This is a genomic window from Sorangium sp. So ce693, from assembly GCF_051521375.1.
Taxonomy (GTDB): Bacteria; Myxococcota_A; Polyangia; order Polyangiales; family Polyangiaceae; genus Sorangium; species Sorangium atrum.
The window spans coordinates 3,969,813-3,991,417 of record NZ_CP150347.1 but is presented as its reverse complement, the minus strand read 5'-3'; the positions used below and the strand labels follow the sequence as shown (position 1 = coordinate 3,991,417).

Sequence of the window (21,605 nt, the reverse complement as noted above, 5' to 3'; positions counted from 1 at the left end):
GGGCGAGGGGCCGCCCGTGAAGTCGCCGGCAAGGGCGTGACAGAAGGGAAGAGGGCCCAGGTTGCAGCCGGAGCCCTCGGTCGATGCTCGGATCCGATCAGGGCGCTCTGGGCTCAGGCCGGCACGTCGTCGCCTTCGACCGGATCTTCCTCGTCCTGCGGCGCGCCGCCGGCGCTGCCACTTCCAGCGCTGCCACTTCCAGCGCTGCCGCTGCCAGCGGCGCCGCCTCCTCCGCCGGGCGTCTCGGTCGCCTTCTTCCTGGTGCTCCGGCTGAAGAGCCGCCGTGTCGCGATGGGAACGAGGCGCGGGATGGTCGGATCCTGCTCGTTGGCGCGCTCGAACACCCGCACGATCTGCTCGAGGAGGATCAGGTTGATGCCGTCGGCCCGGTCGAGGTCGCCGCTCGTGACCTTCTGGCCCGCAGGGCGCGCGGCCGCGGTCTTCGCCGCCTGGGTGAGCTCCTCGGCGGTATCTTCGAGGCGCGCGACGTAGTCCTGGTCGAGCCGCATCAGCTTGGCGCGCACGGCGAGGGGGCCCTTCTTCTGCGCGAGGTAACGCTTGCCGAGCGCGGCGAGCTGCGTGAGCCCGCGCGCGAGCGCGCCCGGATCTTCCGCGGTGCCGACCGCCTGCGCGAGCTCTTCGCGCGCCTCCTTGCCCGAACCGGCGACGCCGCGCAGGACCTCGTAGGCCTGATCGCGCAGGAGCAGCGCGCGCGAGTGCCGCTCCCGCAGCGCCGCGTCCGTCGTGGCGCGCGCCGCGTCCTTCTTCTGCCCGGCGCTCTCGTGCGCCTCGAGCAGCCGCTCCAGCGCGAGCGCCTGGTCGACGGCGAGCGCGAGCAGCTCCGGCGAGAAGCCGCGCAGCTTCTCCCGCTTGTCCTTCGACGCGCTCGACCAGCACGCGTGCGCCGTCGCGTAGAGGCGGCGCAGGTCGGTCAAGACACGTGAAGAGGCGATCTGCCGCCCTCGCTCGACGAGCTGGGATTCGGTCGTGCCGTCGAGCAATGCCTCGATGATGCCTGGCTCCGGCTTGCCGAGCCGCTCGGCCAGGGATTCGAGCGTGGGATCGTTGTCGTCGGTCTCTTCGGGACGAGAGGTAGGTTTGGCCATCAGCGCAGGCTAAGGGGGTGCGGAGCGGCATGTCGACCGGGTGGCAAGTTTTGGCCATGGCGCCAGCTAGCGGAGCGTGCCCGTGGATGGCGACGCGCAAGCGCGCGGCGCAGAATCGTCGGCATCGCGGCGGAGGGCGTCGTCATTCCGGGAGGGGGCCGTCGTCATCTGAAATGGACGTCATCGTCATCCGCTCGGAAGCCATCTGCATCCGTCCCAGAGACGTCGTCATCGGGGCTGGGGCCCGCCAGCACGCGGCCGGAGCCCATCAGCATCCGGCCGGAACCCATCGGCATCGGGCGGCGAGCCATCGTCATCCGGCCCGGAGACGTCGTCATCGGGGCGGGTACCCGCCGTCATCCGGTGGGGGGTTCGTCGTCATCCGAGGTGGAACCTGTCGTCATCCGGCGCAGACCCGTCGGCATCCGCTCGCCGGATAGGCGCGGCTACCGCTCCCGCCCGTCGGCTGCCGCGTCCCGAGCGAGCCCGACGGGCGCAACGCCGGCCGGGCTCACGGTGTGAAGCGGTATGTCTCGACGGCGAAGCCGTCGTCGCCCTTGTCGCCGTCCAGCTTGTCAGTCAAGCCGCCCTCGCCCGGCGCGCCGAGGTCGATGGTGACGTTCTCCAGGGTGAGCTGATCCTCGGCCACGTAGGCGATGCCGATCGATGGCCCCCCCGTACCGCCGCCGCCGTGCCCCCCGTCGCCGCCGCGGCCACCCGAGCCGCCCGCGCAGGCCCGAGAACCATCTGCCTGCAGCTGCCCTCCATCTCCACGGAGCCCGCCATACCCGCCGTTCTGTCCGCGACCACCCCGGCCGCCGTCCCCGCCGCTGCCCGGTTGGATCGCGACCTCGCGCAACGTCGCTCTGGCGCCCGCGAAGACGACGATGCCGATGCTGGCACCCCCACTGCCGCCCCCGCCGCCCGCGTTGCCGCCGCAACCGCCGGCGCCGCCGGAGCCGCCGGATGCGCCGCCTTTCGGGGACGCGCCGCACACGGCCGCGCCGCCGACAGAGCCCCCGCCCCCGCCGGGCGTTCCGGGCGCGCCGGCCTTGCCGTCGGTTCCGCTCTCACCCACCCAGCCCGCCCGGGTCATCCGCCCCGGACCGCGCCCGCTCCGGCCGTCCGCGCCGGGATCCCCATCCTGCCCCGGTTCCCCGCGCTTACACCCGCTCTCCTCCGCGCTCGCCCCGCTGCCTCCGAGGCCATGGCCATCAGGGTTCGGGATTGGAAGCGGCGTCCCGTCGCTCCCGGCTTCGCCGCCATCTGCGTGGCCATCGCCCCCTTTGCCGCCCGTGGACACCGAGCCGTCGTCGCAGACCGTGGTGACCGGTGCGCCTCCAGGCACGGTGCCGGCCGAGCAGCCGTCGTTCCCCGGGTTCCCGGGCGCTCCGCTGCGCGCTCGCTCCGGCTGGTCGACGCGCGTGCTGTTTCCGTGGGGCCCCCTCGCGCCATCGTTGACCACGATGTCGCTTCGGATCAGCTCCACCGCCGCGTTCGATTCGACGACGATCCCGTACGCGGTCTGGCCGGCATCGACCGTGTCGAACGGGCCGATCTGTCTGAAGTTCACATCCGTGAGCGTCGTGACGCCGTCGTCGAATTCCTGGCGCTCGCCCTCGTCGGGCACGATGGTCTGCGGGGCTTGTGTCCACGTGACCTGGAGTATCGTCCGCGACCAGTGCGCATCGTACTGCCAGCCGCTATCGCAATTGAACCCGCCGTGGATGTCGATCCCGGAGGGAATGGTCAGGATCTCCGGGTAGACTCGGTTGCACGCGAACACGCGGCGCCGGCCGGCGCGTGCGAGCTCGATCGCGCGCTCCAGCGATGTCACCGGGCTCGCCATCGTGCCATCGCCGCTCCGGACCGATGCGGAGATAGCGAAGACGCCGCAGCCGTCGACCGCCCTGTGCGCGGCGAGCGCCTCGAGGCAGTCGGCCTCCGTCGGCGCTGCCCCACCACACCCCGCCCCGCCGTCGCAGCGGTCGGCCGTTCCACACCCCGTGGAGGCGAGCGCCAACAGCACCACCGCCCCCGCCACTACCCACTGTTGCATCGGTCTCCCTCGTGAATCGGCGCTTCGGCATGGGCACGCCGCGGTTCACCGCGGTGGCTCGATCAGCTGCTCCAACGACCAGATTTCCTGGGCGAGGCCATCGTCTCCTCGGCCGAGCCGTCGGTCGGAGCCGCCACCCGCCCCTCCCTTGCCCGCCGAGTTCAGCTGAACGACGGTGCTCGCCTTGAAATCGATGCCGCCGTGCACTCGGGCGACGGCGAGGGAGTACCCCCCGAGCCCGCCGCCGCCACCGCCGCCGGGGCCGCCCCGCCCTCCGTGGCCGCCCTCGCAGGCATATTCCTCCTGTCCCCGATCATTCATCCCGGCCGCTCCGCCGATGCCACCCGCCCGCCCGTAGCCCCCGGCCTGCCCGCGTCCGCCGGACCCGCCGTCGCCCCCCGCTCCCACAACGATCCACGAGTACTCGACGACCACCTCCGCCCCCACGGTGAGGATGCCGATGCTCGATCCGCCCGCCTGCCCGGCGCCGCCCCCGCGACCACCGCAGCCGCCGCCCCCGCCCGAGCCGCCGGACGCGCCGCCCTGGGGCTCCGTGCTCGCGCAGACACCGCTCCCTCGCGTTCCGCCGCCGCCTCCGCCGCCCCGGCCGATCGTGCCAGGCGTCCCCGCTTCGCCCCAGGCGCCGTGCCACCCTTCGGCGCTGGCGCGCGCGGCCTTCTGCTCGCCGCCCTCGCCCGGCGCGCCCGCTGCGCCGTCCGGTCCGGTCTCGCCCGCGTCACACGCCTCGGCCCCGGCTACCCCCTTCCCGCCGTGGCCGCCGACCAGCGGAGCCGTCGCGGAATCACGCTCGATCACCGCGCCGTTCTCACCGTCGCCGCCGGCATCGCGGTCGCCGAAGCCACCGCGACCGCCGATCGACGTGCTGCCGTCGGGGCACCGCGTCACCGTAGGCAAGGCGCCGTCGACGAGATCCTCCGAGCAGACCGCACCGCCGTGGTTCCCGGGCGCGCCGGCCTCCGCGACGTCGAGCGGCGCGTCCTCGCCGGACGCGCCGGGCGCGCCGTTGCCCGCGATGATCTCGCTCCACGCGACGGTCAACTTGGCGTCGTCCGTCACGATCAGCGCGATCGACGAGCCGCCCGGCTCGATCGCGTCCGCCGCCACGAGCCGCACGCCGAACAGGAGCGAGCGCGGATCGCTGGAAAAGAGGTCCGAGAGGACGGCGCCATGGGAATGCACCCGGATCGGCACGCCGCCAGCAAGTGGCGCGACGACGGTCGGGTGGTCCGCGCCGAGGTAGGCCCAGTCCTCGCGCCCGCAGGCGCGACCTCCCCAGATCTCGACGCCCGACGGAAGGCGCATCGCCTCGTGGAAGTCCTCGGCGCACGCGTAGACGTGCGGCTTGCCCTCCAGCAGCGCCTTCTGGACCGCGTGCTGCAACGTCCGCACAGGCTCTTGCTTCGTCCCCGCGCGGGCGTCGTCTCCGTGGCCCGCGACGAAGACGCCGCACTCCTCTTTCGCTGGCGTCGTGGCGGGGTCGCCGGCGCACGGCGGCTGGGAGGACGGCGGCGGCTCGCAGCTGAAGATCTCGGCGCAGTCGTCGGAATAGCCGACGGCGGCGCCGCACGAGATCATCGCCCAGCTCAGCGCGAGACCGGAGATCGTGGCTCCCGACGCGCCCGCGAAACGGCGTTTCATGGCGCCCGACATTACACGGCCGCAGCACGAGCCTGCAATGACGCTGGGGCTGGAGGCGAGAGGGAGGCGGAGAGGGGAGAAGCCCTCAAGGCATGAGAAAACACGTCGAGAGAAGGCAATGGGCACCAGGCGGCATCGCCTGGACGCACGGCACTGCCACGGACGGCACCGAGCGCGCCGCTCACATCGATCAACAAGAACAACAAGAAACGAACCACCAAGCGCGCCAGGAATTTGTCCTCTTCTTGGCGTTCTTGGGGCGCTTGGGTGGCTCGAAATCTTGCTCTCGGCAGGAGGTTTCGATCCGTTTGTCGCTCCAGGCAGGCGAGTGAGGCGTGCGAAAGAGAGTACTCCGCAGCGGGCCGAACGATGCGACTGAACCCGTAGCGCACGAAGATGCGCCCAGCTATCACCCCGTGAGCGCGTCGAGGGCCGCGAGCAGCGGCGCGGCCCTCTCGCGGTCAATCATCTGCACATAGGCGATCCTGCCGCGGAGGTGCGCCTCGAAGTCCGGCACGCCCTGGCGGTTCTGGGCCGCGAGGCCGGTCTTCTTCGCCGCGTGGAGGATCGCGCGCAGTCGGCGCACCTCCTCGCGCGGGGCAGAGGGCTTGTCGTTGACCACGACGCCCGTCACCACCTGCCGACCGCCGGCGCGCTGGATACGGCCCTTGTCCGGGTTGATGGCGAAGCCCTCCTCCTCGACGATGTGGCGAACGCGGGCCAGCAGCATCGCGATGTCGCCGCGCTTGCCCGGTGGCGCCGAGAAGGTGAGGTCGTCCGCATACCGCGTGTACGTGAAGCCCGCGCGGCCGCACATACCGGCGAGGCGGCGATCGAGCTTCCGCGCGACCTGGTTCGAGATCGCCGGGCTCGTGCAGGCGCCCTGCGGCAGGGCGCGATCGCCGACCGCGACCCAGTAGCGCTGCCCGTCGTACTCGACCGGCCGCCGCGGCGGCTCGGTGCAGAGCAGGGCGAGGAGCGTGGCCACCGCCGGCGAGTAGCCGAGCCGATGGAAGACGCCGCGCACCCGCGGGAACGTGATGGTCGGGAAGAAATCGGACAGGTCGAGGTTCACGACCACGTCGCGGCGCGTGTGCGGGCGCGCGTTGGTGACCGTGGAGCGGCCCTTCACGAAGCCGTGCGCGGGCTCCTCGACGGGCAGCTTCTCCAGGACCTCGCGCAGGACCCAGGCCTGCGCCGCGGCCAGGGATGCGTGGGGCGCCGCGAGCTGCCTCGTCCCGCCCGAGCGCTTCGGGACGTCGAAGTACACGTAGTGAGGGCGCTCGACGGCCTCGCCATGAAAGCAGAGCCAGCGCAGGCGCGGGACCGCGACGCCGAGGGCCGCGGCCAGGTCGGCCGGGGTGGACAGCACGGGCAGCCCGCGCTGGGCGAGCGACTCGACGTGCGAGCGCCGGTCCGCGAGGCCCGCCGAGACGTCGGTGCCCAGGAAGATGATGTCCTCGGCCCGGCGGCGCGCCACCGCCTCGGCGCGCTGCCGCTTGCGCTCGGCGCTCCGGCGCCGCTTCTCCTCCTTGCGGGCGAGCTTCTCGCGCTTGAGCCGCTCGATCGCCTCGTCGGCCGAGCGCGCCGCGTTGGTGCCGGCGAGCGCCGCGGCGTCCTTGTGCCTGAGCCAGAGATCGCCGACGCGGTGGATCTCGGCGATCTGCGCCTCGGTGAGCAGGCCGCGCAGGATGAGGCCCCGATCGATGAGGGCGGTGCGCTCGTCGCTCTGCGGCGGGATGGTGTCCACGCGGCCGATCCAGGCCGTCATGCGCGGGTTGATCTTGAGCGCGCGCTTGCGCAGCTCGTCCGCGGAGAGGCCGAGGATCCCGCCGGCGGCGTAGGGGTCCGCAGGGCGCGGCTTCGCGCCCGCCGCCGCGGCGCGGGCGGCCGGCTGCGCGGCGGCCGCGGGCCCGGCCTGCGCCCCCTTGGCCTGCTCCGCCTCGGCCCCACCCGGCGCTCGCTCGCCCTGCTCGGCCCCGCCCAGGCCGAGCATCGACTTCAGCTTATCCCAGAAGCCCATTCGACCGTTCCTCTGGACAGCACCCGGTCCAGGGTGGTGGGGTAGTTACCCCACCTTGCCAGAATCATGGAACCGCCAAGACGCCATAAGACGCCAAGATTTTTGTGTTTTTCTTGGCGTCTTATGGCGTCTTGGCGGTTCAAAAGACCCCATCTTCGGCCAAAGTACCCCATCACCCGGTCCAGCCCTCCAAGGAAGCCCGCCCGCCCGACTACTTGCTCGTGACCACGCCCGATCACCCAGGCGCCGGGCAGCTGTGCGGTTCCAGGACCGCAGGTCCCTCTGAGTGGAACCGCACAGCTGCTAAAGGCGCCCAAAGAACATCGGGGGTGGGGATGCATGGAAGAACAACCTCCACCGCGGCGGAGCGCCGCAGCATGTTGGGCTCGAGCGGACGGATCTCCTTGCAGGGCTGGACTCTCAGGTGTCTTGTGAACCTCACTTCGTCGATCGCCTGGCGACGAGCCACGCGAGGCCCACCACCGCGGCGGAGCTCGCCTTGAACTGGTCAGCGACGCGCCGGATCTCGGCCAGCACGTCCGCGTGAACCGGGAGCGTCCTGATGACCGGCGCGCGGAGCTCGCGCGCGCGGAGCGCCCGCTCCGCCTCCGGACCGCCCAGCGCGAGGGCCTCGACCCAGGAGCGGCAGCCCTGGATGCGCTCGAACGCGAGATCCCACGACGCCTCGACGACCTCCGCGAGCCCCACCCGCTGGGCGGCCGCGGCGCGCTCGATCTCGACGAGGAGCTCCGCGGGGAACGGCACGGCCTCGCCTCGCGGGGCGGCCGTCGCCGCCCTCGTGCCGCGCGCAGCGGCCTCCGCCTGCCCCGGCGTCTCCGGAGGCTGCTGCGAGGGCGCCGCGTCGCCGCGGCCGGACAGGTGGAGCTTGACCGCAAGCAGGTGCCGGCACGGGCCCGCGCGCAGCCGGTTCTTGTAGAAGTACGAGCAGCTGCACTTCGCCTTCTTGATCGCGCCGTCGGTGTCGAGGAGCAGCTCGCAGCTCGTCGCCTTGGCCCTGGCCATGACGACGCGGCGGCCGCCGGAGAGCGTCTCTTCCCGCGCGATCTCCACGCCGCCCCGGGCGATGCGCCGGCCCTCCGCGAGCTCCGGGGGCTCGGGGCCGAGCAGCGCGTCGGAGAGGGCGACCGGCATCACCGGGCGGCAGCGATAACACTCCGCGGCGTGGTCGTAAACCACCTGCCCCTGCTTCGCGGCGAGGTGCAGCGCGCTGCGAAGCGCGCCGTCCGGCGCGCCCATCGACACGGCGAGCTCGCCGTAGGACGCGCGCCGGACCATCTCGAGGTGGCGCGCGACCCGGTCCGCCAGCTGCGCGTCCGGGGTGAAGGCGTCCGCCATGACGTCGAGGTGAGAGCCCGAGGTCCAGTCGTTCGCCGTCCAGCCCGAGAGCGCGAGCGTGAAGCGCATCTCGCCCATGAAGACGATCCACAGGCTCGGCAGCCCGGAGCCGAGCAGCCGCACCTCGATCCGATCGGCGAGCGGCAAGAGCCGCGCGAGCACTTCGATGCGGCGCCTCCCCCACACCTTGATCTCCTCGGTCGCCTCCGCCCCCGGCGCGCCCCTCGGCGCCCCGGAGCGGTACGGGCCGAGCCCTCCCCCGCCCGCCGCGGGCCCCACGGCCACGGGGACATCGTCGCAGGTGACGCCGCGGCACGGGATGGAGACGCCCCACGGGTCGAGCACGAGGATCGGCGCCTTGCCCGGCGTGAGCTGGAAGCGCAGGCTGCGCGGGCCCGTGCGCTCGCGGTGCCGGTCGAGGTGCGCGAGCAGCGAGTAGACCGCCTCCACGGGGACCTCGACCCTCCGGCACGGCAGGCACATCGCCGCCTGGAGCTGGCCGAAGCCGCGCAGCCACGAGGGCGGGAGATCGATCTTCTCCTCGCGGTAGTCGCCGCGGCCCTCCACGGCGACCTCGAAGCCTGTCGGATCGACGAGGAGCCGCGTCGGCCGGTAGCTGCGGAGCGTCTGGAAGTGCTCGTAGAGCGCGAGCGAGTAGTCGACGTTCGTCGTGCCGAGGCCGGCGTCCTGCGCGCCACGGAAGGCGTCACGATCGACCGAGAGGCAGCCGTAGCTCGACTCGTCCTTGGAGAAGCACTCGAAGAAGACGACGTCGGGCGCGACGGTCACGACCGGATCGCAGGGGACGAGGTGACGGAAGAGCTGCGGATCGCTCTTCGCAAGCTCGTTCGCCCAGCGGACGCGCGCGCCCCAGTAGAGCTTGTGCATCTTCCGGAAGTCGGCCTCGAGGTTCCGCGGCAGCGGCGCGTTCCCGAGGCGCGCGAGCTCGGCCTTCATGGCCTCGCCGTGGATCTCCCGGCGGAGCCGGGCCTCGCGCTCGGCCTCCTGCTGCTTCCACGCCTCGTGGGCGGAGCGATCCTTCGGCAGGCGCCGCAGGTCGCCCACGACGACGTCGTGGAGGGCGCTGATCGCCTCGCGGAAGCGCACCGGCTTCGCGAGCTCGCCGTCGAAGAAGACCCTGGGGCGCGCGAGGTTGGGCGCGAAGCTGAGGGCGGCGCCGCCGCCGAGCTCCTTCATGCCGCTCTTGCCGAGGTAGCGGAGATCGAAGCTCACGCCGCGTCCTCCCCCTCGAACAGCCGGAGCTCCGGGAGCCTGCGCGCGATGGCGTCGCGCAGCGCGGGGGCGCGGAACGCGGCGCGGGCGAGCGCGCCGAGGGCGGCGCGCCGCTCGGGCGCGCGCACGCTGCGGAGCGCGACGCCGAGCAGCGGCAGGAGCGCGTCCGCCTCGCCGGGCCGGGCGACCACGCGGTCCGCGATCTGCCGGACGACCGCGCGCTTGTCGCGCGCGCCGCCGTGGACGGCGAGCAGCGCCGCCGCCCAGACGTGCCGCAGCGCCTCGGGCGAGAAGGCCGCCTTGCGGGCGGCGAGGTGCCGGACCAGAAACGCGCGGGCGTCCGCGTGGGGCGTCTCGGCCAGCGCGGCCCACAGGCCGGTGTCATCGCGGAAGCGGGCGTCGGCCTCGAAGAGCTCGAGCGCGCGGGCGCGGACGTCCTCGTGGCGGGAGTCCAGGAGATCGCGCACGTGCTCGGCCCGGCCGTGGGGCGAGCGCCCGAGCACCTCGATGAGCCACGCGACCGCCTCCTCCCGCACGCGAGGGGCGACCGCCGTCGCGAGGCGCGCGATCGTGTCGAGATCCGCTGCAGTCTCGACGGGCTTCGTCCTCGCCCAGCGGAGGCCGAGCTCCGCGACCGGCGCGGCGCGCGCGCGAGCGAGGTCCACGCACTCGGCGAGCGAGAGCCGCGCCGGCGACACATGCTCGACGACCGCCTCGCAGAGGAAGGCGAGCGCCGCGGCGTTCTCGGTCTGGAGCAGCGAGAGCCAGTCCGCGATCGGCAGGCTCCCGAGGCCCGGGACCTGGCGGAGCAGGCCGGCGGCGAAGGTCTGCACCTCGTCGTGCGGGCTCTCGAGGAGCGCTCGCACGCGGGCGAGCGGCAGGCCGCGGAGCTCGGCGGCGTGGTCGCGCTCGAGGAGCCCGACGGCGAACGCCCGGACGGTGCGGCTCCTCGCGGCCGTGACCAGGCCGAGCACCTCGTCGAAGGCGCCCTGCCACGCCTCGGGGTAGATCGGCGCGGGCTCGAGCTCGGCGAGGGCGGCGCCCTCCGCGAGGCGGACGCCGCGCGGGAGCCGATCGAGGGCGGGCGAGCCCCAGTAGAGCGCGTGGAGCAGCCCCCAGGCGTCGAGCAGGCGCTCGGGCCTGTCGAGGTGCTCGTCGCGGTAGAGCGCGAGCGCGGCGCGGATCGCGCGGCCGTAGCGGGCGGCGTCGCGCCGGCCGAGCCGCCGGAAGTAGCGGAACGCGCGGCGCCGCAGGTAGTGGCGCGTCCGCATCGAGAAGCGCGGCGACTCGACGTCGCCCTTCGGGAGGCTGACCGGCACGCCGGTGTCGCTGACGAGGCAGGGCTCGTCGCTGGAGGTCCTGGTCACCCAGTCGTAGCGGGTCACCTTGACGAGCTTGCGGCGGACGAGGCGATCGAAGGCGACCATGAAGCGGCCGACGATCTCGTCGTCCCCCGCCTGCTCGGCGAGCTTGTAAAGGACCTTGACGAGGGCGCGGTGGTGCGGCCGGTCGCAGCCGTCGTCGATGTAGCGGAGCAGCGCGCGGCGCGCGAACGGGCGCCGGTCCGCGTACCAGCGCGGGGCGAGCGCCTTCAGCTTCCGGCCCGCCTCCGACGCGAGCACCTCGTCCACGAACCGGTCGTCGCCGGCCTCGAAGTGCTCGTCGAGGAGGAGCGTCGACGCTGTCTGGGATCGAGCGGCGCTCATGCGCGGCAGGATGCTACGGAACCGGCCCGGAGCCGGTCAAGGGCGGCGCCGCCGCGCCGCGCGTCGCGCGAGGGGGGGTCGCGCTACGCGCGGCGCGGGCGGCGCCTACGATACCGCCTTACCGGCGCTCGGCGCACTCGCCGCGCGACACGACCGACACGCCCGCCGCGTGCGCGAAGCACTCGTTGCCGTACGTGGTGTCGTCGCAGCCGCAGACCGGGTCGTACTGCTCGGTGCACGCCTCCGGGATGGTCTGGCAGGTGCCCGTCTGATCAGCCGCGCCGCACATGGCCTCGATGCTGTAGTTGCAGAACTCGCCCTTGTCGCACGCGAAGCCCGCGATGCCGCCGCAGATCTTCCCCGCAGGCGCGCACTCGCCCTTGGACGCGACCGACACGCTCGCCGAGGCGGCGGCGCAGGCGTTGCTGTACGTCTGGCCGTCGCAGCCGCAGACCGGGTTGTACTCGAGCGTGCACGCCTCCGGGATGGGCGTGCAGGTCCCCGGCCCGTCCCACGCGCCGCACTCGACCTCGGGGGCGAAGTTGCAGAACTCGCCCTTCTCGCACGTCCAGCCGCCGCGGGTGCCGCACGCCTTGCCCTCTTCCGGAGGCGGCGCGCACTCGCCGCTCGACGCGACCGAGACGCCCGCCGCGTTCGCGGTGCACGCGTTGCCGTACGTGTTCCCGTCACAGCCGCAGACCGGGTTGTACTCCCTGGTGCACGCGCCCGGCGTGGGCAGGCAGGTGCCCGTCATATCGCCCGCGCCGCACTGGGCGTCGGGCGCGAAGTCACAGAAGTACCCGTCCTTGCAGGAGAGGCCGAGGAGGCCGCCGCAGGTATCCCCCGGAGGAGGCGCGCACTCGCCGACCGACGACACCGACGTGCCCGCCGCGTTCGCCATGCACTCGTTGCCGTACGTGTTGCCGTCACAGCCGCAGACCGGCCTGTACTCCTTCGTGCACGCCTTGGGGATGGACTGGCAGGTGCCCGTCTGATCGGCCGCGCCGCACATGGCGTCGAGCTCGTAGTCGCAGAAAAGGCCCTTCTTGCAGGAGAGGCCGAGGAGGCCGCCGCAGGCCTTGCCCTGCCCGCCGCCGCCGCCCTTCACCTCCGCCGAGTCGGAGGCGGTGCTGTCGTCGGCGATCTCCACGTGACAGCCCGCGGCGAGCGGGAGCATCGAAAGCGCGAGCCAGAGGAAGGATCCGATACGGCTGCTCTTGATACGATTCTGGACGTTCATCTGTTCCTCCAAAAGAGCCCCGCCGTCCCCGGCGAGGCGATAGACATCCACGAGCCCCTCCCTTCCAGAGGAAGGGGCGCCTCGCGCCGCGCGCAGTACGTCGAGCGCGGCGCGCGAGTTCGTTGTTCGTCTCCCCGACCGCTCAGTCGGGGAGCGTCAATGTCACGGCGCGGCGCCCAGGCTCCGGCGCCGTGACCTCGAGGAAGAGCACGTCCTCGCGCTCCACCCCTTCACCGTCCGCGCGCACCGTGACGACGGCGGACTCGCCCGCCGGCACCACGAACGCCTCCGCCGGGCTGAACCCGAACGGCCCCGCGCCCCGGCGCAAGCGCGGCGCGCCGATGGCCACATCCTCGGCGCACGAATTGCGGACGACCACGTCGCCTTCGCCGGCCTCGAGCGAGACCCACGCGGCGGGCTCGATCGTGAGGCAAGGCAGGTGCGCCAGCATCGTCCGCGTCGCCTCGATGGGCTCCCCCGTGAGCTGCAGATCCACCGGCTCCGACCGGCGCTCGCCCTGCTTCACCTGGATCCGCAGGACCTGCTCCGTCGACGCGTCCACCGCGGCCACGAAGCTGCCGTCGGCCTTGATCTCCGCGACGACGGGCGCGTCGGCGCTGTCGAGGTTCGTCACCAGGACCACGCCCTCCGCCGGCTCGACCGCGCCAGGCTCTCCCTTGAGGAAGACCTGTTGCCGCAAGACCGTGGGGTCACCCGAGACGCCGACGAGCCCCGTATCCAGGATCGGCTCGTGGACCGGCGGGCTCGGCTGCGGGCTCACGACACAGCCGCCAAGCAGCACCCCGAGGAGCGTCGCGACGCGCGCGCCCCGCCGTCCTCGGTGTCCGTATGTCGTCTGCATCGCCATGCCGGCCATTAGAGCAAACCTGGTGCCGAATGAAAAAGAACGGAAATCGACGCGAAATCCAAGGCACAAGTGTCTCATATAGTGTCTCATTGTCTCAGGTGGCACATTCGTGAGACACTGCGCGGGTGAGCCAAGCCGAAGGGACCCTGCTCGCCCGCCGCTACCGACTGATCCGCCCCCTGGGGCGGGGGGGCCTGGCGACGGCTTGGCTCGCGCGCGACGAGGCGCTCGGGCGGGACCTGTGCCTCAAGCTGCTCGGCCACGCGCGCACGGCGGAGCGGGCGGCGTTCCGCGGCGAGTTCAGGATGCTGGCGGGGCTCTTCCATCCGCACCTCGTCCGGGTGCTCGACTTCGGCATGCTCCGGGAGACCGGCGAGCCGCGCTTCTACTTCACGTCGGAGGCGGTGCTGGGCGCGCCGCTCGACGAGTACGTGACAGGCCGCCGCTTCGAGGAGGCGCGGGCCGCGATCGTGGACGTGCTCGACGCGCTCCGGTTCCTCCACCGCGCGCGCATCCGCCACGGCGACGTGAAGCCGGCCAACATCCTCGTCGGGGCCTCGGGGCGCGCGGTCCTGATCGACCTGTCGTGCGCGGCGCGGCTCGGGGGGAGGCCCGACGACGGCGTCTCCGGCACCCGGGGCTACCTCGCGCCCGAGGTGATCCGCGGCGAGCCGGCCGACGGGCGCGCGGACCTGTTCTCGCTCGGCCGCACGCTCGAGGCGATCGCGCCGCTGCTCGCGGAGCCGCTGCCGGAGGCGATCGGCGCGCTCGCAAAGCGCCTCGTGCGGTCCGAGCCGCGCGACCGCCCGGCCGACGCGGGCGAGGTGCTCGACTGGGTGGGCGCCGCGCCGCGCGCCCTGGCCCCGCCGCCGCCGGAGCCGCCCCACCTCGTCGGGCGCGAGGGTGAGCTGCGCGCGGTCGCCGAGGCGCTCGCCGCGCTCGAGCGAGGCGAGCGCGGCCCGCGCGTCTGCGTGATCTCCGGGGAGCCAGGCTGCGGGAAGAGCCGCCTCCTGCGCGAGGCGACGTGGAGCGCCGAGCTCCGGATGGAGGCCGTGGAGGGCTTCGCCAGGACCAGCGCGCCGGTGGCCTCGATGCTGCGCCGCGCGACCGGCGAGGAGGCGCTCCCCGCCGGCGCGCTGGGCGCCCTGCGCGCGCACGAGCGCCTGACGCGTGCGCGGGGAGGAGGAGGCGGCGACGCGGGGGCCGGGCCGCTGGTGCTCGTGCTCGACGACGCCGACGAGGTGAGCGGGGCGGACCGGGAGATGCTCGAGGCGCTCGCCCGCCTGCTCGGCCCCGAGGATCCGGTCCTGCTCCTCGCCGCCGAGCGCGTCCCGCACGGCGGCGGCCGCGCGCCGCTCGCCGCGGTGGCCGCCGAGGCGGGGCGGAGCGCGCGCGAGGTCGCGCTGCCGCCGCTCGGGCGCGAGGCGGTGCAGCGCTGGATGGACGACATCGGCCTGGGCGACGCCACGGAGGTCGTGCTGCGCGCGAGCGCGGGGTGGCCCGCCGATCTCGTCGTGATCGCGGGGCGGCTCGCCGAGAGCGGGGACGTGGCCGGGCTCGACGCGACGACGCCCGGGGCGAGCGCGCGCTACGCGCTGCGGCTGCGGGGCCTCGGGCGGCCGCTGCGGGACGCGGTGGCGACGCTGGCCGTGCGGGGCGGCGCGGTCGCCGACGAGGAGCTGCCGCCGCTCGGGCTCCCGGTCGCGCACCTGGCGGAGCTCGCCGCCCGCGGCGTCGCCGCCCGCACCGCAGGGGGGTGGACGCTGACGCGCGCCGGGCCGATCGCCGCCCTCCTCTGCGCCCTCAGCGGCGAGGTGGTCCGCGCGGCGCACGCGCGGGCGGCCGCCGCCCTCCCGGCGCACGCCGAGCAGCGGGCGCTGCACCTCGCGCTGTCGGGCGACGCGGCGGCCGCCGAGCGCCTGTTCCTCGAGCGGCGCGCGGAGCGCGAGGCGGATCCAACGCCGTGGGCCGCGACCGCGGAGGCGCTGCTCGAGGCGGCGACGTCGGCGGAGGCCCGGCTCGAGATCGCGTCCACCCTCCAGCGCGCCGGCCGCGCGGCGCGGGCGCGCGAGGTGCTGGAGCACCTGCTCGCGAGCGACGAGGCCGGAGGGCTCGGCCCGCGGCGCGCGCAGGCGCTCGTCCGGCTCGGCGCGTGCCTGCTGGAGCTGGGCGACCCCACGGCGGCGCTCGCGCGGCTCGACGAGGCCGAGCGGGCCGAGCAGGCCGGCGGGGAGGGCTCGGCGTCATCGTCCACGCCGCGCGAGCGCGCGGCCCTCGCCGATCTCGCGAGCCGGGCGCTCTTGCGGCTCGGATCCCACGCGGAGGCGCGGGCCCGCGCCGAGCCGGCGCTCGCGTGGTGCGACGAGCCGGAGGTGCTGGCGAGCCTCCACGAGGACGTCGGCGTCGCGGCGAGCTACCTCGGCGAGCGCCGGCTCGCGGGCCTGCACCTCGGGCTCGCGGCCGGGCTGCACCGCGATCGGCGCGCGCCGAGGGCGCTGGTGAGGGCGCTGTCGTACCAGGCGATCGACGCCTTCCGTGCCGGGGAGGTCGAGGCGTCGCTCGTGGGGTACCGGCAGGCGCTGGCGACCGCGGAGGAGCACGGGCTCGGTGACCTGGTGGCGCGCTGCAGCCTCAACGTGGGCACGGCGTGCCACCAGTCGGGCGAGCTCGGGGAAGCGCTCGCCGCTTACGAGCGCGGGGCGCGGCTCGCCTCCGCCCTGGGCCAGGCGGACCTGGTCCTCGTCCTCGATTTCGATCTGGCGAAGCTCTGGGCGGACGTGGGGGCGTTCGAGCGGGCCGCCCGCGTCGCCTCGCGGGTGGAGGCGGAGGCCGCGCGGCGGGGCGCGCCGTTCTTCGCGGCGGCGGCGGCCTCGGTCCTCGGGGACTGCGCGCTCGCGGCCGGCGACGCCGAGGAGGCGGCGCGCTGCTTCGAGCGGTCGCGGCGCGGCTTCGAGGCGCAGGGGGCGCAGCGGGAGGTGGTGGAGGAGGAGCTGGAGCTCTGCCGGGCCCACCTCGCGCGGGGCGCGGCGGGCGACGCGCGCGCCGCGCTGGGCCGTGCGCGCGAGCACGGAGCCGCCCGGGAGGCGCCCGACCTCGGGGCGCGCGCGGCGCTGCTGGAGGGGCGGCTCGCGCTGCTCGACGGCGAGGGCGACGGCAACCTCGGTCAGGACCTCACCGCTGCCCGGGAGCGCCTCGAGCGCGCCCTCGGCCTCGCCGAGCGCGCGGCGCAGCCCGACCTCGCCGCGGACGTCCGCCTGGCCCTGGCCGAGGCCCACGAGCTCGCCGGCGAGCCCGAGGCCGCCGCGGCGCAGCGGGAGCGCGCGGCAGCCGCCTGGACCGCCATGGCGCGCTCGCTGCCGGAGGCGCTGCAGCACGCCTTCTGGACACACCCCCGGCGCCGCGCGGCCCAGCCGGCGCGCGCGCCCGCGGCGGCCGAGCCCGCGGCGCAGCCGGCGGCGGAGCGCACGGCCAAGCTCGAGCGGCTCCTCGCGGTGTTCCGCAGGCTCAACTCCTCCGTCGAGATCGCCGACATCCTCGCGATGGCGATGGACGCCGCGATCGACCTCACGGCCGCGGAGCGCGGGTTCCTGCTGATCGAGCAGCCGGGCGGCGAGCTGCGCGTGGCGGTCGCGCGCAACGTCGACCGGGAGAAGGTCGGCAGGAGCCACCTCAAGTTCAGCTACGGCATCGCCGAGCGCGCGATCGCGACGCAGGAGCCCGTGGTCACCGTGGACGCCCAGGAGGACCCGCGCTTCCACGAGCACGCGTCGGTGCACGCGATGCGGCTCAGGTCCGTGATCGCCGTGCCGATCCGCTCGCCGGACGGCGTGCTCGGCGCGCTCTACCTCGACAACCGCTTCCGGCGCGCGCGCTTCGCGCCGGCGGACGTCGACCTGCTCCTCGCCTTCGCCGACCAGGTCGCGCTCGCGCTGCGCAACGCGCGGCTCGTCGACGATCTGCGCCGCCGCACCGTGGAGCTCGAGGCCGAGCGGCGCCGCGTCGAGGAGCTCCTGCGCGGCCAGGCCGCGGAGATCGACCGTCTGCAGGAGCAGGTGCTCGTCCGCCAGCAGGCGCTGGAGCACCGCTACGATTACGGCGCCATCGTGGGCCGCGGCCCCGCGCTCCGCGCTGTGTTCGCGACGCTCGACCGCGTGGTCGAGGCGCCGGTCAACGTGCTCGTGACGGGCGAGAGCGGCACCGGCAAGGAGCTCGTCGCGCGCGCCATCCACTTCGCCGGCCCGCGGAAGGGCGGCCCGTTCATGGGGATCAACTGCGCCGCGCTCCCCGCCGCGCTGCTCGAGTCGGAGCTCTTCGGGCACGTCCGCGGCGCGTTCACGGGGGCCGACCGGGACCGGACCGGCCTCGTGGTCGCGGCGCGCGGCGGCACGCTCTTCCTCGACGAGCTGGGCGAGATGCCGCTCGAGGTGCAGGCGAAGCTGCTCCGGGTGCTCCAGGAGCGGGAGGTGCGCCCGGTGGGCAGCGCCGAGGCCGTGCGCGTGGACTTCCGCCTCGTCTGCGCGACGAACCGCGATCTCCTGGCCGAGGCCGCGCGCGGGCGCTTCCGCGAGGACCTCTACTACCGCGTCGCCGTGGTGCAGATCCGGCTCCCGGCGCTGCGCGATCGCCTGGAGGACCTGCCGGAGCTCGCGCTCCACTTCGTGCGCCGCGCCGCCGAGCAGCTGGGCCGCCCGGCGCCGCACCTGTCCCACGAGGCGCTTCGGAGGCTCGGCCAGCACGGCTGGCCCGGCAACGTGCGCGAGCTGGAGAACGTGATCACGAAGGCGGTCGTGCTCTGCGACGGCCGCAGGATCGGCCCCGACGACGTGGACCTGCCCCGCGCGCAGGAAGGCGGCGGCCGCGGCGCGCTGCGACCGCCGCGCGACGAGCGCGCCGCGCTGCTCGCCGCGCTCGAGCGGACCGGCTGGAACGCGCTGCAGGCCGCGCGCGAGGCGGGCATGTCGAGAGCGACGTTCTACCGGAAGCTGCGGAGGCTCGGAATCGAACGGCCGATCGAACCGCCAAACGCACGCACGACCGAACGGCCGAAAGGCGCCCGCGACGACTGAGCCCTTCCTCCAGCGCGGGCCCGATCCGGTGCTGGCGACTGGCGCTCTCGACGACGTCCGTCACAGGCGTACACACGCACCGTCCTCCGCGCGATAGCGCAAGTTCTCCCTTTCTGACATGGCCGGCACGGGGCAGTTCGCCCCACTTGGGGCAGTCCGGCCTCTTTCCAGTCATGAGCTTGCCAGCCGCGCGCCGACGCATGGAAGAGCCGACCCACGGTACGGCGTGAAAAAAGGCATCTCATCCTCCGGCGTGACGGGGGTCATGCTCCGCCGTGGCCACGGCCGCGCACCGACAGGCGCTCTCCACCGGGGGATGGCCAGGGATGGCCCGGGCCTTGCGAGGGCGGCGGGCATGAACACAGCAAAATACCTCCTGCTGATGCCTCTCTCGCTCGCCGCTGCGGCCGGCTGCGATCGAGCGGAAGGCACGACTCGCTCGGACGGCAATCCCGCGGTGCCGGGCGAGATCGCCCAGCGGGCGAACAGCCCCACGCCGACGGCCGCCGACAACACGGGCAAGAACGATCGCGATCGCGATCCCGCCGCGCTGACCCCCGGGGACCAGGGCGAGAACGAGGCCGATCGCACGATCACCCAGAAGATCCGCCAGGCGGTGGTCGCGAACGACACGCTCTCGATGAGCGCGAAGAACGTCAAGATCATCACGACGGGGCAGGTGGTGACGCTGCGCGGCCCGGTGAAGAGCGACAAGGAGAAGGCCGATATCGGCGCGATCGCCCTCGGGATCCCGGGTGTGCAGAAGGTCGATAACCAGCTCGAAGTCGACGTTGACTGAACCGAATCGAACGGTCCGAAAGGAAGACACCATGGCAACGAAGAAAGCGGTCCTTGGCCTCGTGAGCACGCTCGCTCAGGCAGACATCATCGTCGGCGATCTGCAGCGCGCCGGCTTCATGACAGGCGACATCTCGGCGCTGTTCCCCGACAAGCACGGGACGCGGGACTTCGCGCACGAGAAGCACACGAAGGCGCCCGAGGGCGCGACGGCGGGCGCCAGCGCGGGCGGCGCGGTCGGCGGGACCATCGGGCTGCTCGCGGGCATCGGCGCCCTCGCCATCCCGGGGCTCGGGCCCTTCATCGCCGCCGGCCCCATCATGGCCGCGCTGAGCGGCGCCGCGGCCGGCGCCGCGCTCGGCGGCGTGACGGGCGCCCTGATCGGGCTCGGCATCCCCGAGGTCGAGGCCAAGCAGTACGAGGGGAAGATCAAGGGCGGCAACATCCTCATCTCCGTCCACGTCAACGACAGCAACGAGCGCGCGCTCGCCAAGCAGATCCTGGAGCGCAGCGGCGCGACCGACATCGCGGTCCTCACCGAAGAGGGGATCTCGTCGAAGCAGAAGGCCGTCGCCTGAGCGCGACGCTCTCTCTTCCCACGTGACCTCGGGCAGCTGCCCGCCTGACGCCGCGCATCGGCCGGCCTCAGGCGGGCAGCCGCTCGAGGTCGAGCTCGTCCGACGGCGTGATGTCGGCCTTGAGGAAGCGCTGCATCTGCCGGAGCGCATGGCCGTTGTCCTCCTCCGTCTCGGAGGCCGTGCAGTCCGACGGGACGAACAGCCGGTAATCGCGCATGTAGGCGTCGTTCGCGGTGAACAGGACGCAGATGTTCCCCGCCATGCCGGTGAGGAGGAGCGTCTGCGCGCCGAGCGACTCGAGCAAGATCTCCAGCGTGGTGCCGTAGAAGCCGGAGTGCTTGGGCTTGAGCACGAAATAATCGTCCTCTCCAGGCCGCAATAGCGCCGCGATCTCGCGGCCGCGGACGCCCTCTTCCAGGCAGTGCTCGATCTGACGGTGGAAGTTGGATTGCCAGCGGCCGAAGTTGTCGTTCACGTAGACCGCCGGAATGCCGGCGTCGCGACACCGCTGCTTCAGCGCCCGGACGCGGTGCGCCATCGGGAGCGCGTGGGCGAGCAGCCGGTCTCCTCCCGGGAAGTCCAGATCGTTGATCACGTCGATGAGGAGCAGCGCTGTCCGGCTCTCGTCCGGCGCGGCGCCGTGAAGGTCGTGGGAACGCCGAGGCATGTCACGCGGGTTATACAGCGGGCCAAGGCGCGTGGGGCAGCGATCACCACCGATCGGCGCCGCGCCCGGTCCGCCGTGGCGAAACGCGACCTCGGCTGTGGCAGCGCGCGGCGGGAGGCGCAGGATCCGCGATGCCCCCGGGCGGCCGGGACGGGCGCGCGGCGCAGGCTCCGCGAGGACGCGTCGTCGGCCGCCGGCTTGCATTGCCCGCCATGACGGACCTGGCGCGGCCCCTCGGGTCGCCGCCCGGGTCGAAGGAGCGCACATGCCTCGCAGCATCTGGAAAGGGAGTATCAGCTTCGGGCTCGTGCAGATCCCGGTGGCCCTCTACCCCGCCGAGGAGCCCGACGAGCTCCACTTCACGCAGCTCGACAGGCGCACCATGGGGCCGATCCGCTATGAGCGCGTGAACCGGGAGACGGGCGAGCCGGTGAGCTGGGACGATATCGTCCGCGGCTATCCCTACGAGAAAGACGAGTATGTCGTCCTGTCCGACGAGGACTTGCGCCGCGCGAACGTGGAGGCGACGCAGACCGTGGACATCCTCGACTTCGTCGACGCCTCGGAGATCGACCCGATGTACTACGATAAACCGTATTTCCTCGCTCCCGCGTCCCAGAACGGCAAGAAGCGATCGCCGGTGACGGCGTATGTCCTCCTGCGCGAGGCGCTGCGGAAGACGGGCAAGGTCGGTATCGCGAAGGTCGTGATCCGGACGCGCGAGCACATCGCCGCGGTGAGGCCGCACGGCAGAGGGCTCGTGCTGAACCTGCTCCGGTTCGCGCACGAGCTTCGCTCCGACGAGGAGCTCGACCTGCCCGAGATGGACGCCAAGGGAAAGGGGCTCGGCAAGCGGGAGCTGGAGATGGCGGAGCGGCTGGTGGCCGAGATGGCCACCGCGTGGGAGCCGGAGAAATACAAGGACGAGTACCGCGACGACGTGATGAAGCTCATCGAGAAGAAGGTGAAATCCGGCCGCACGACCGCGCCAGCGGAGCCCGTGGAGGAAGAGCGCGAGCGCCGCGCCACCGGCACGGTGGACCTCATCGCGCTGCTCAAGAAGAGCCTCGGACAGAAGGGCGGGAAGGCCGCGAACGACGAGGCGAAGAACGGCGCGAAAAACGACAGACCAGCGCCGGAAGAGGGCGGCAAATCCAGGGCGCGGAAGGCGGAGACCCCGAAGCGGAAGGGCGGCAGCTCGCGTCGGGCCGCGTAGCGAGCACGGCGAAGCGGTCCGCGCGCCGCC

14 protein-coding genes are annotated in these 21,605 nt (G+C 73.5%); 5 read left to right on the top strand and 9 right to left on the bottom strand.

Going from position 1 to position 21,605, the window contains the following annotated elements; all coding sequences use genetic code 11:
* Window positions 1-113: 113 nt before the first annotated feature.
* From WMF14_RS15225 to WMF14_RS15215, 3 genes are all read right to left on the bottom strand, one after another.
* On the bottom strand, window positions 114-1,106 hold the full coding sequence (locus WMF14_RS15225) for a hypothetical protein (RefSeq protein WP_437801690.1): 993 nt from the start codon (window positions 1,104-1,106) through the stop codon (window positions 114-116).
* A 511-nt stretch (window positions 1,107-1,617) separates the two neighbouring features.
* Window positions 1,618-3,165 (bottom strand): hypothetical protein, encoded by a 1,548-nt coding sequence (locus tag WMF14_RS15220; protein ID WP_437801689.1) that lies wholly within the window; start codon window positions 3,163-3,165, stop codon window positions 1,618-1,620.
* Window positions 3,166-3,210: 45 nt separating this feature from the next.
* Entirely contained in the window at window positions 3,211-4,824 is a 1,614-nt protein-coding gene (locus WMF14_RS15215) for a hypothetical protein (protein ID WP_437801687.1), read from the bottom strand.
* A 92-nt stretch (window positions 4,825-4,916) separates the two neighbouring features.
* Here WMF14_RS15215 and WMF14_RS15210 point away from each other — a divergent pair, with 92 nt between their 5' ends.
* Window positions 4,917-5,156: a hypothetical protein gene (locus WMF14_RS15210; protein ID WP_437801685.1), complete on the top strand. Its 240-nt coding sequence runs from the start codon at window positions 4,917-4,919 to the stop codon at window positions 5,154-5,156.
* 77 nt (window positions 5,157-5,233) lie between these two features.
* On the opposite strand, the gene WMF14_RS15205 is transcribed toward WMF14_RS15210, so the two are convergent.
* The 5 genes from WMF14_RS15205 to WMF14_RS15185 form a co-directional block, all read right to left on the bottom strand.
* Entirely contained in the window at window positions 5,234-6,847 is a 1,614-nt protein-coding gene (locus WMF14_RS15205) for a reverse transcriptase family protein (protein ID WP_437801683.1), read from the bottom strand.
* A 438-nt stretch (window positions 6,848-7,285) separates the two neighbouring features.
* Window positions 7,286-9,436 (bottom strand): SWIM zinc finger family protein, encoded by a 2,151-nt coding sequence (locus WMF14_RS15200; RefSeq protein ID WP_437801682.1) that lies wholly within the window; start codon window positions 9,434-9,436, stop codon window positions 7,286-7,288.
* Window positions 9,433-11,142 (bottom strand): hypothetical protein, encoded by a 1,710-nt coding sequence (locus WMF14_RS15195; RefSeq protein ID WP_437801680.1) that lies wholly within the window; start codon window positions 11,140-11,142, stop codon window positions 9,433-9,435. Before WMF14_RS15195 ends, WMF14_RS15200 begins: the two co-directional genes overlap by 4 nt.
* 118 nt (window positions 11,143-11,260) lie before the next feature.
* Complete coding sequence (locus WMF14_RS15190) at window positions 11,261-12,382, bottom strand: Kazal-type serine protease inhibitor family protein (RefSeq protein WP_272103644.1); 1,122 nt, start codon at window positions 12,380-12,382, stop codon at window positions 11,261-11,263.
* 142 nt (window positions 12,383-12,524) lie between these two features.
* Window positions 12,525-13,250 (bottom strand): hypothetical protein, encoded by a 726-nt coding sequence (locus tag WMF14_RS15185; protein WP_437801678.1) that lies wholly within the window; start codon window positions 13,248-13,250, stop codon window positions 12,525-12,527.
* Window positions 13,251-13,375: 125 nt separating this feature from the next.
* Here WMF14_RS15185 and WMF14_RS15180 point away from each other — a divergent pair, with 125 nt between their 5' ends.
* The 3 genes from WMF14_RS15180 to WMF14_RS15170 all read left to right on the top strand — a co-directional run bounded on the left by WMF14_RS15180 (window position 13,376) and on the right by WMF14_RS15170 (window position 19,692).
* Window positions 13,376-18,316, top strand: coding sequence for a sigma 54-interacting transcriptional regulator (locus WMF14_RS15180; RefSeq protein ID WP_437801676.1), 4,941 nt, complete (start codon window positions 13,376-13,378; stop codon window positions 18,314-18,316).
* A 355-nt stretch (window positions 18,317-18,671) separates the two neighbouring features.
* Window positions 18,672-19,115 carry a BON domain-containing protein gene (locus WMF14_RS15175; RefSeq protein WP_272103638.1) on the top strand — a complete coding sequence of 148 codons (444 nt, stop codon included), beginning with the start codon at window positions 18,672-18,674 and terminating at the stop codon, window positions 19,113-19,115.
* Between the two features lie 31 nt (window positions 19,116-19,146).
* Window positions 19,147-19,692 carry a DUF3341 domain-containing protein gene (locus WMF14_RS15170; RefSeq protein ID WP_272103636.1) on the top strand — a complete coding sequence of 182 codons (546 nt, stop codon included), beginning with the start codon at window positions 19,147-19,149 and terminating at the stop codon, window positions 19,690-19,692.
* A 67-nt stretch (window positions 19,693-19,759) separates the two neighbouring features.
* On the opposite strand, the gene WMF14_RS15165 is transcribed toward WMF14_RS15170, so the two are convergent.
* Window positions 19,760-20,359 carry a cysteine hydrolase family protein gene (locus WMF14_RS15165; protein WP_272103634.1) on the bottom strand — a complete coding sequence of 200 codons (600 nt, stop codon included), beginning with the start codon at window positions 20,357-20,359 and terminating at the stop codon, window positions 19,760-19,762.
* A gap of 265 nt (window positions 20,360-20,624) precedes the next feature.
* Here WMF14_RS15165 and WMF14_RS15160 point away from each other — a divergent pair, with 265 nt between their 5' ends.
* The gene (locus tag WMF14_RS15160) at window positions 20,625-21,575 is read left to right on the top strand and encodes a Ku protein (protein WP_437801673.1); all 951 of its coding nucleotides are present in this window, start codon (window positions 20,625-20,627) and stop codon (window positions 21,573-21,575) included.
* Window positions 21,576-21,605 lie beyond the last annotated feature (30 nt).

What these genes read in the sequence shown, in the direction of transcription:
- WMF14_RS15225 (WP_437801690.1), bottom strand. Translation starts at nt 1,106, where the DNA reads ATGGCCAAACCTACCTCTCGTCCCGAAGAGACCGACGACAACGATCCC.
- WMF14_RS15220 (WP_437801689.1), bottom strand. Translation starts at nt 3,165, where the DNA reads ATGCAACAGTGGGTAGTGGCGGGGGCGGTGGTGCTGTTGGCGCTCGCC.
- WMF14_RS15215 (WP_437801687.1), bottom strand. Translation starts at nt 4,824, where the DNA reads ATGAAACGCCGTTTCGCGGGCGCGTCGGGAGCCACGATCTCCGGTCTC.
- WMF14_RS15210 (WP_437801685.1), top strand. Translation starts at nt 4,917, where the DNA reads ATGAGAAAACACGTCGAGAGAAGGCAATGGGCACCAGGCGGCATCGCC.
- WMF14_RS15205 (WP_437801683.1), bottom strand. Translation starts at nt 6,847, where the DNA reads ATGGGCTTCTGGGATAAGCTGAAGTCGATGCTCGGCCTGGGCGGGGCC.
- WMF14_RS15195 (WP_437801680.1), bottom strand. Translation starts at nt 11,142, where the DNA reads ATGAGCGCCGCTCGATCCCAGACAGCGTCGACGCTCCTCCTCGACGAG.
- WMF14_RS15190 (WP_272103644.1), bottom strand. Translation starts at nt 12,382, where the DNA reads ATGAACGTCCAGAATCGTATCAAGAGCAGCCGTATCGGATCCTTCCTC.
- WMF14_RS15185 (WP_437801678.1), bottom strand. Translation starts at nt 13,250, where the DNA reads ATGGCGATGCAGACGACATACGGACACCGAGGACGGCGGGGCGCGCGC.
- WMF14_RS15175 (WP_272103638.1), top strand. Translation starts at nt 18,672, where the DNA reads ATGAACACAGCAAAATACCTCCTGCTGATGCCTCTCTCGCTCGCCGCT.
- WMF14_RS15170 (WP_272103636.1), top strand. Translation starts at nt 19,147, where the DNA reads ATGGCAACGAAGAAAGCGGTCCTTGGCCTCGTGAGCACGCTCGCTCAG.
- WMF14_RS15165 (WP_272103634.1), bottom strand. Translation starts at nt 20,359, where the DNA reads ATGCCTCGGCGTTCCCACGACCTTCACGGCGCCGCGCCGGACGAGAGC.
- WMF14_RS15160 (WP_437801673.1), top strand. Translation starts at nt 20,625, where the DNA reads ATGCCTCGCAGCATCTGGAAAGGGAGTATCAGCTTCGGGCTCGTGCAG.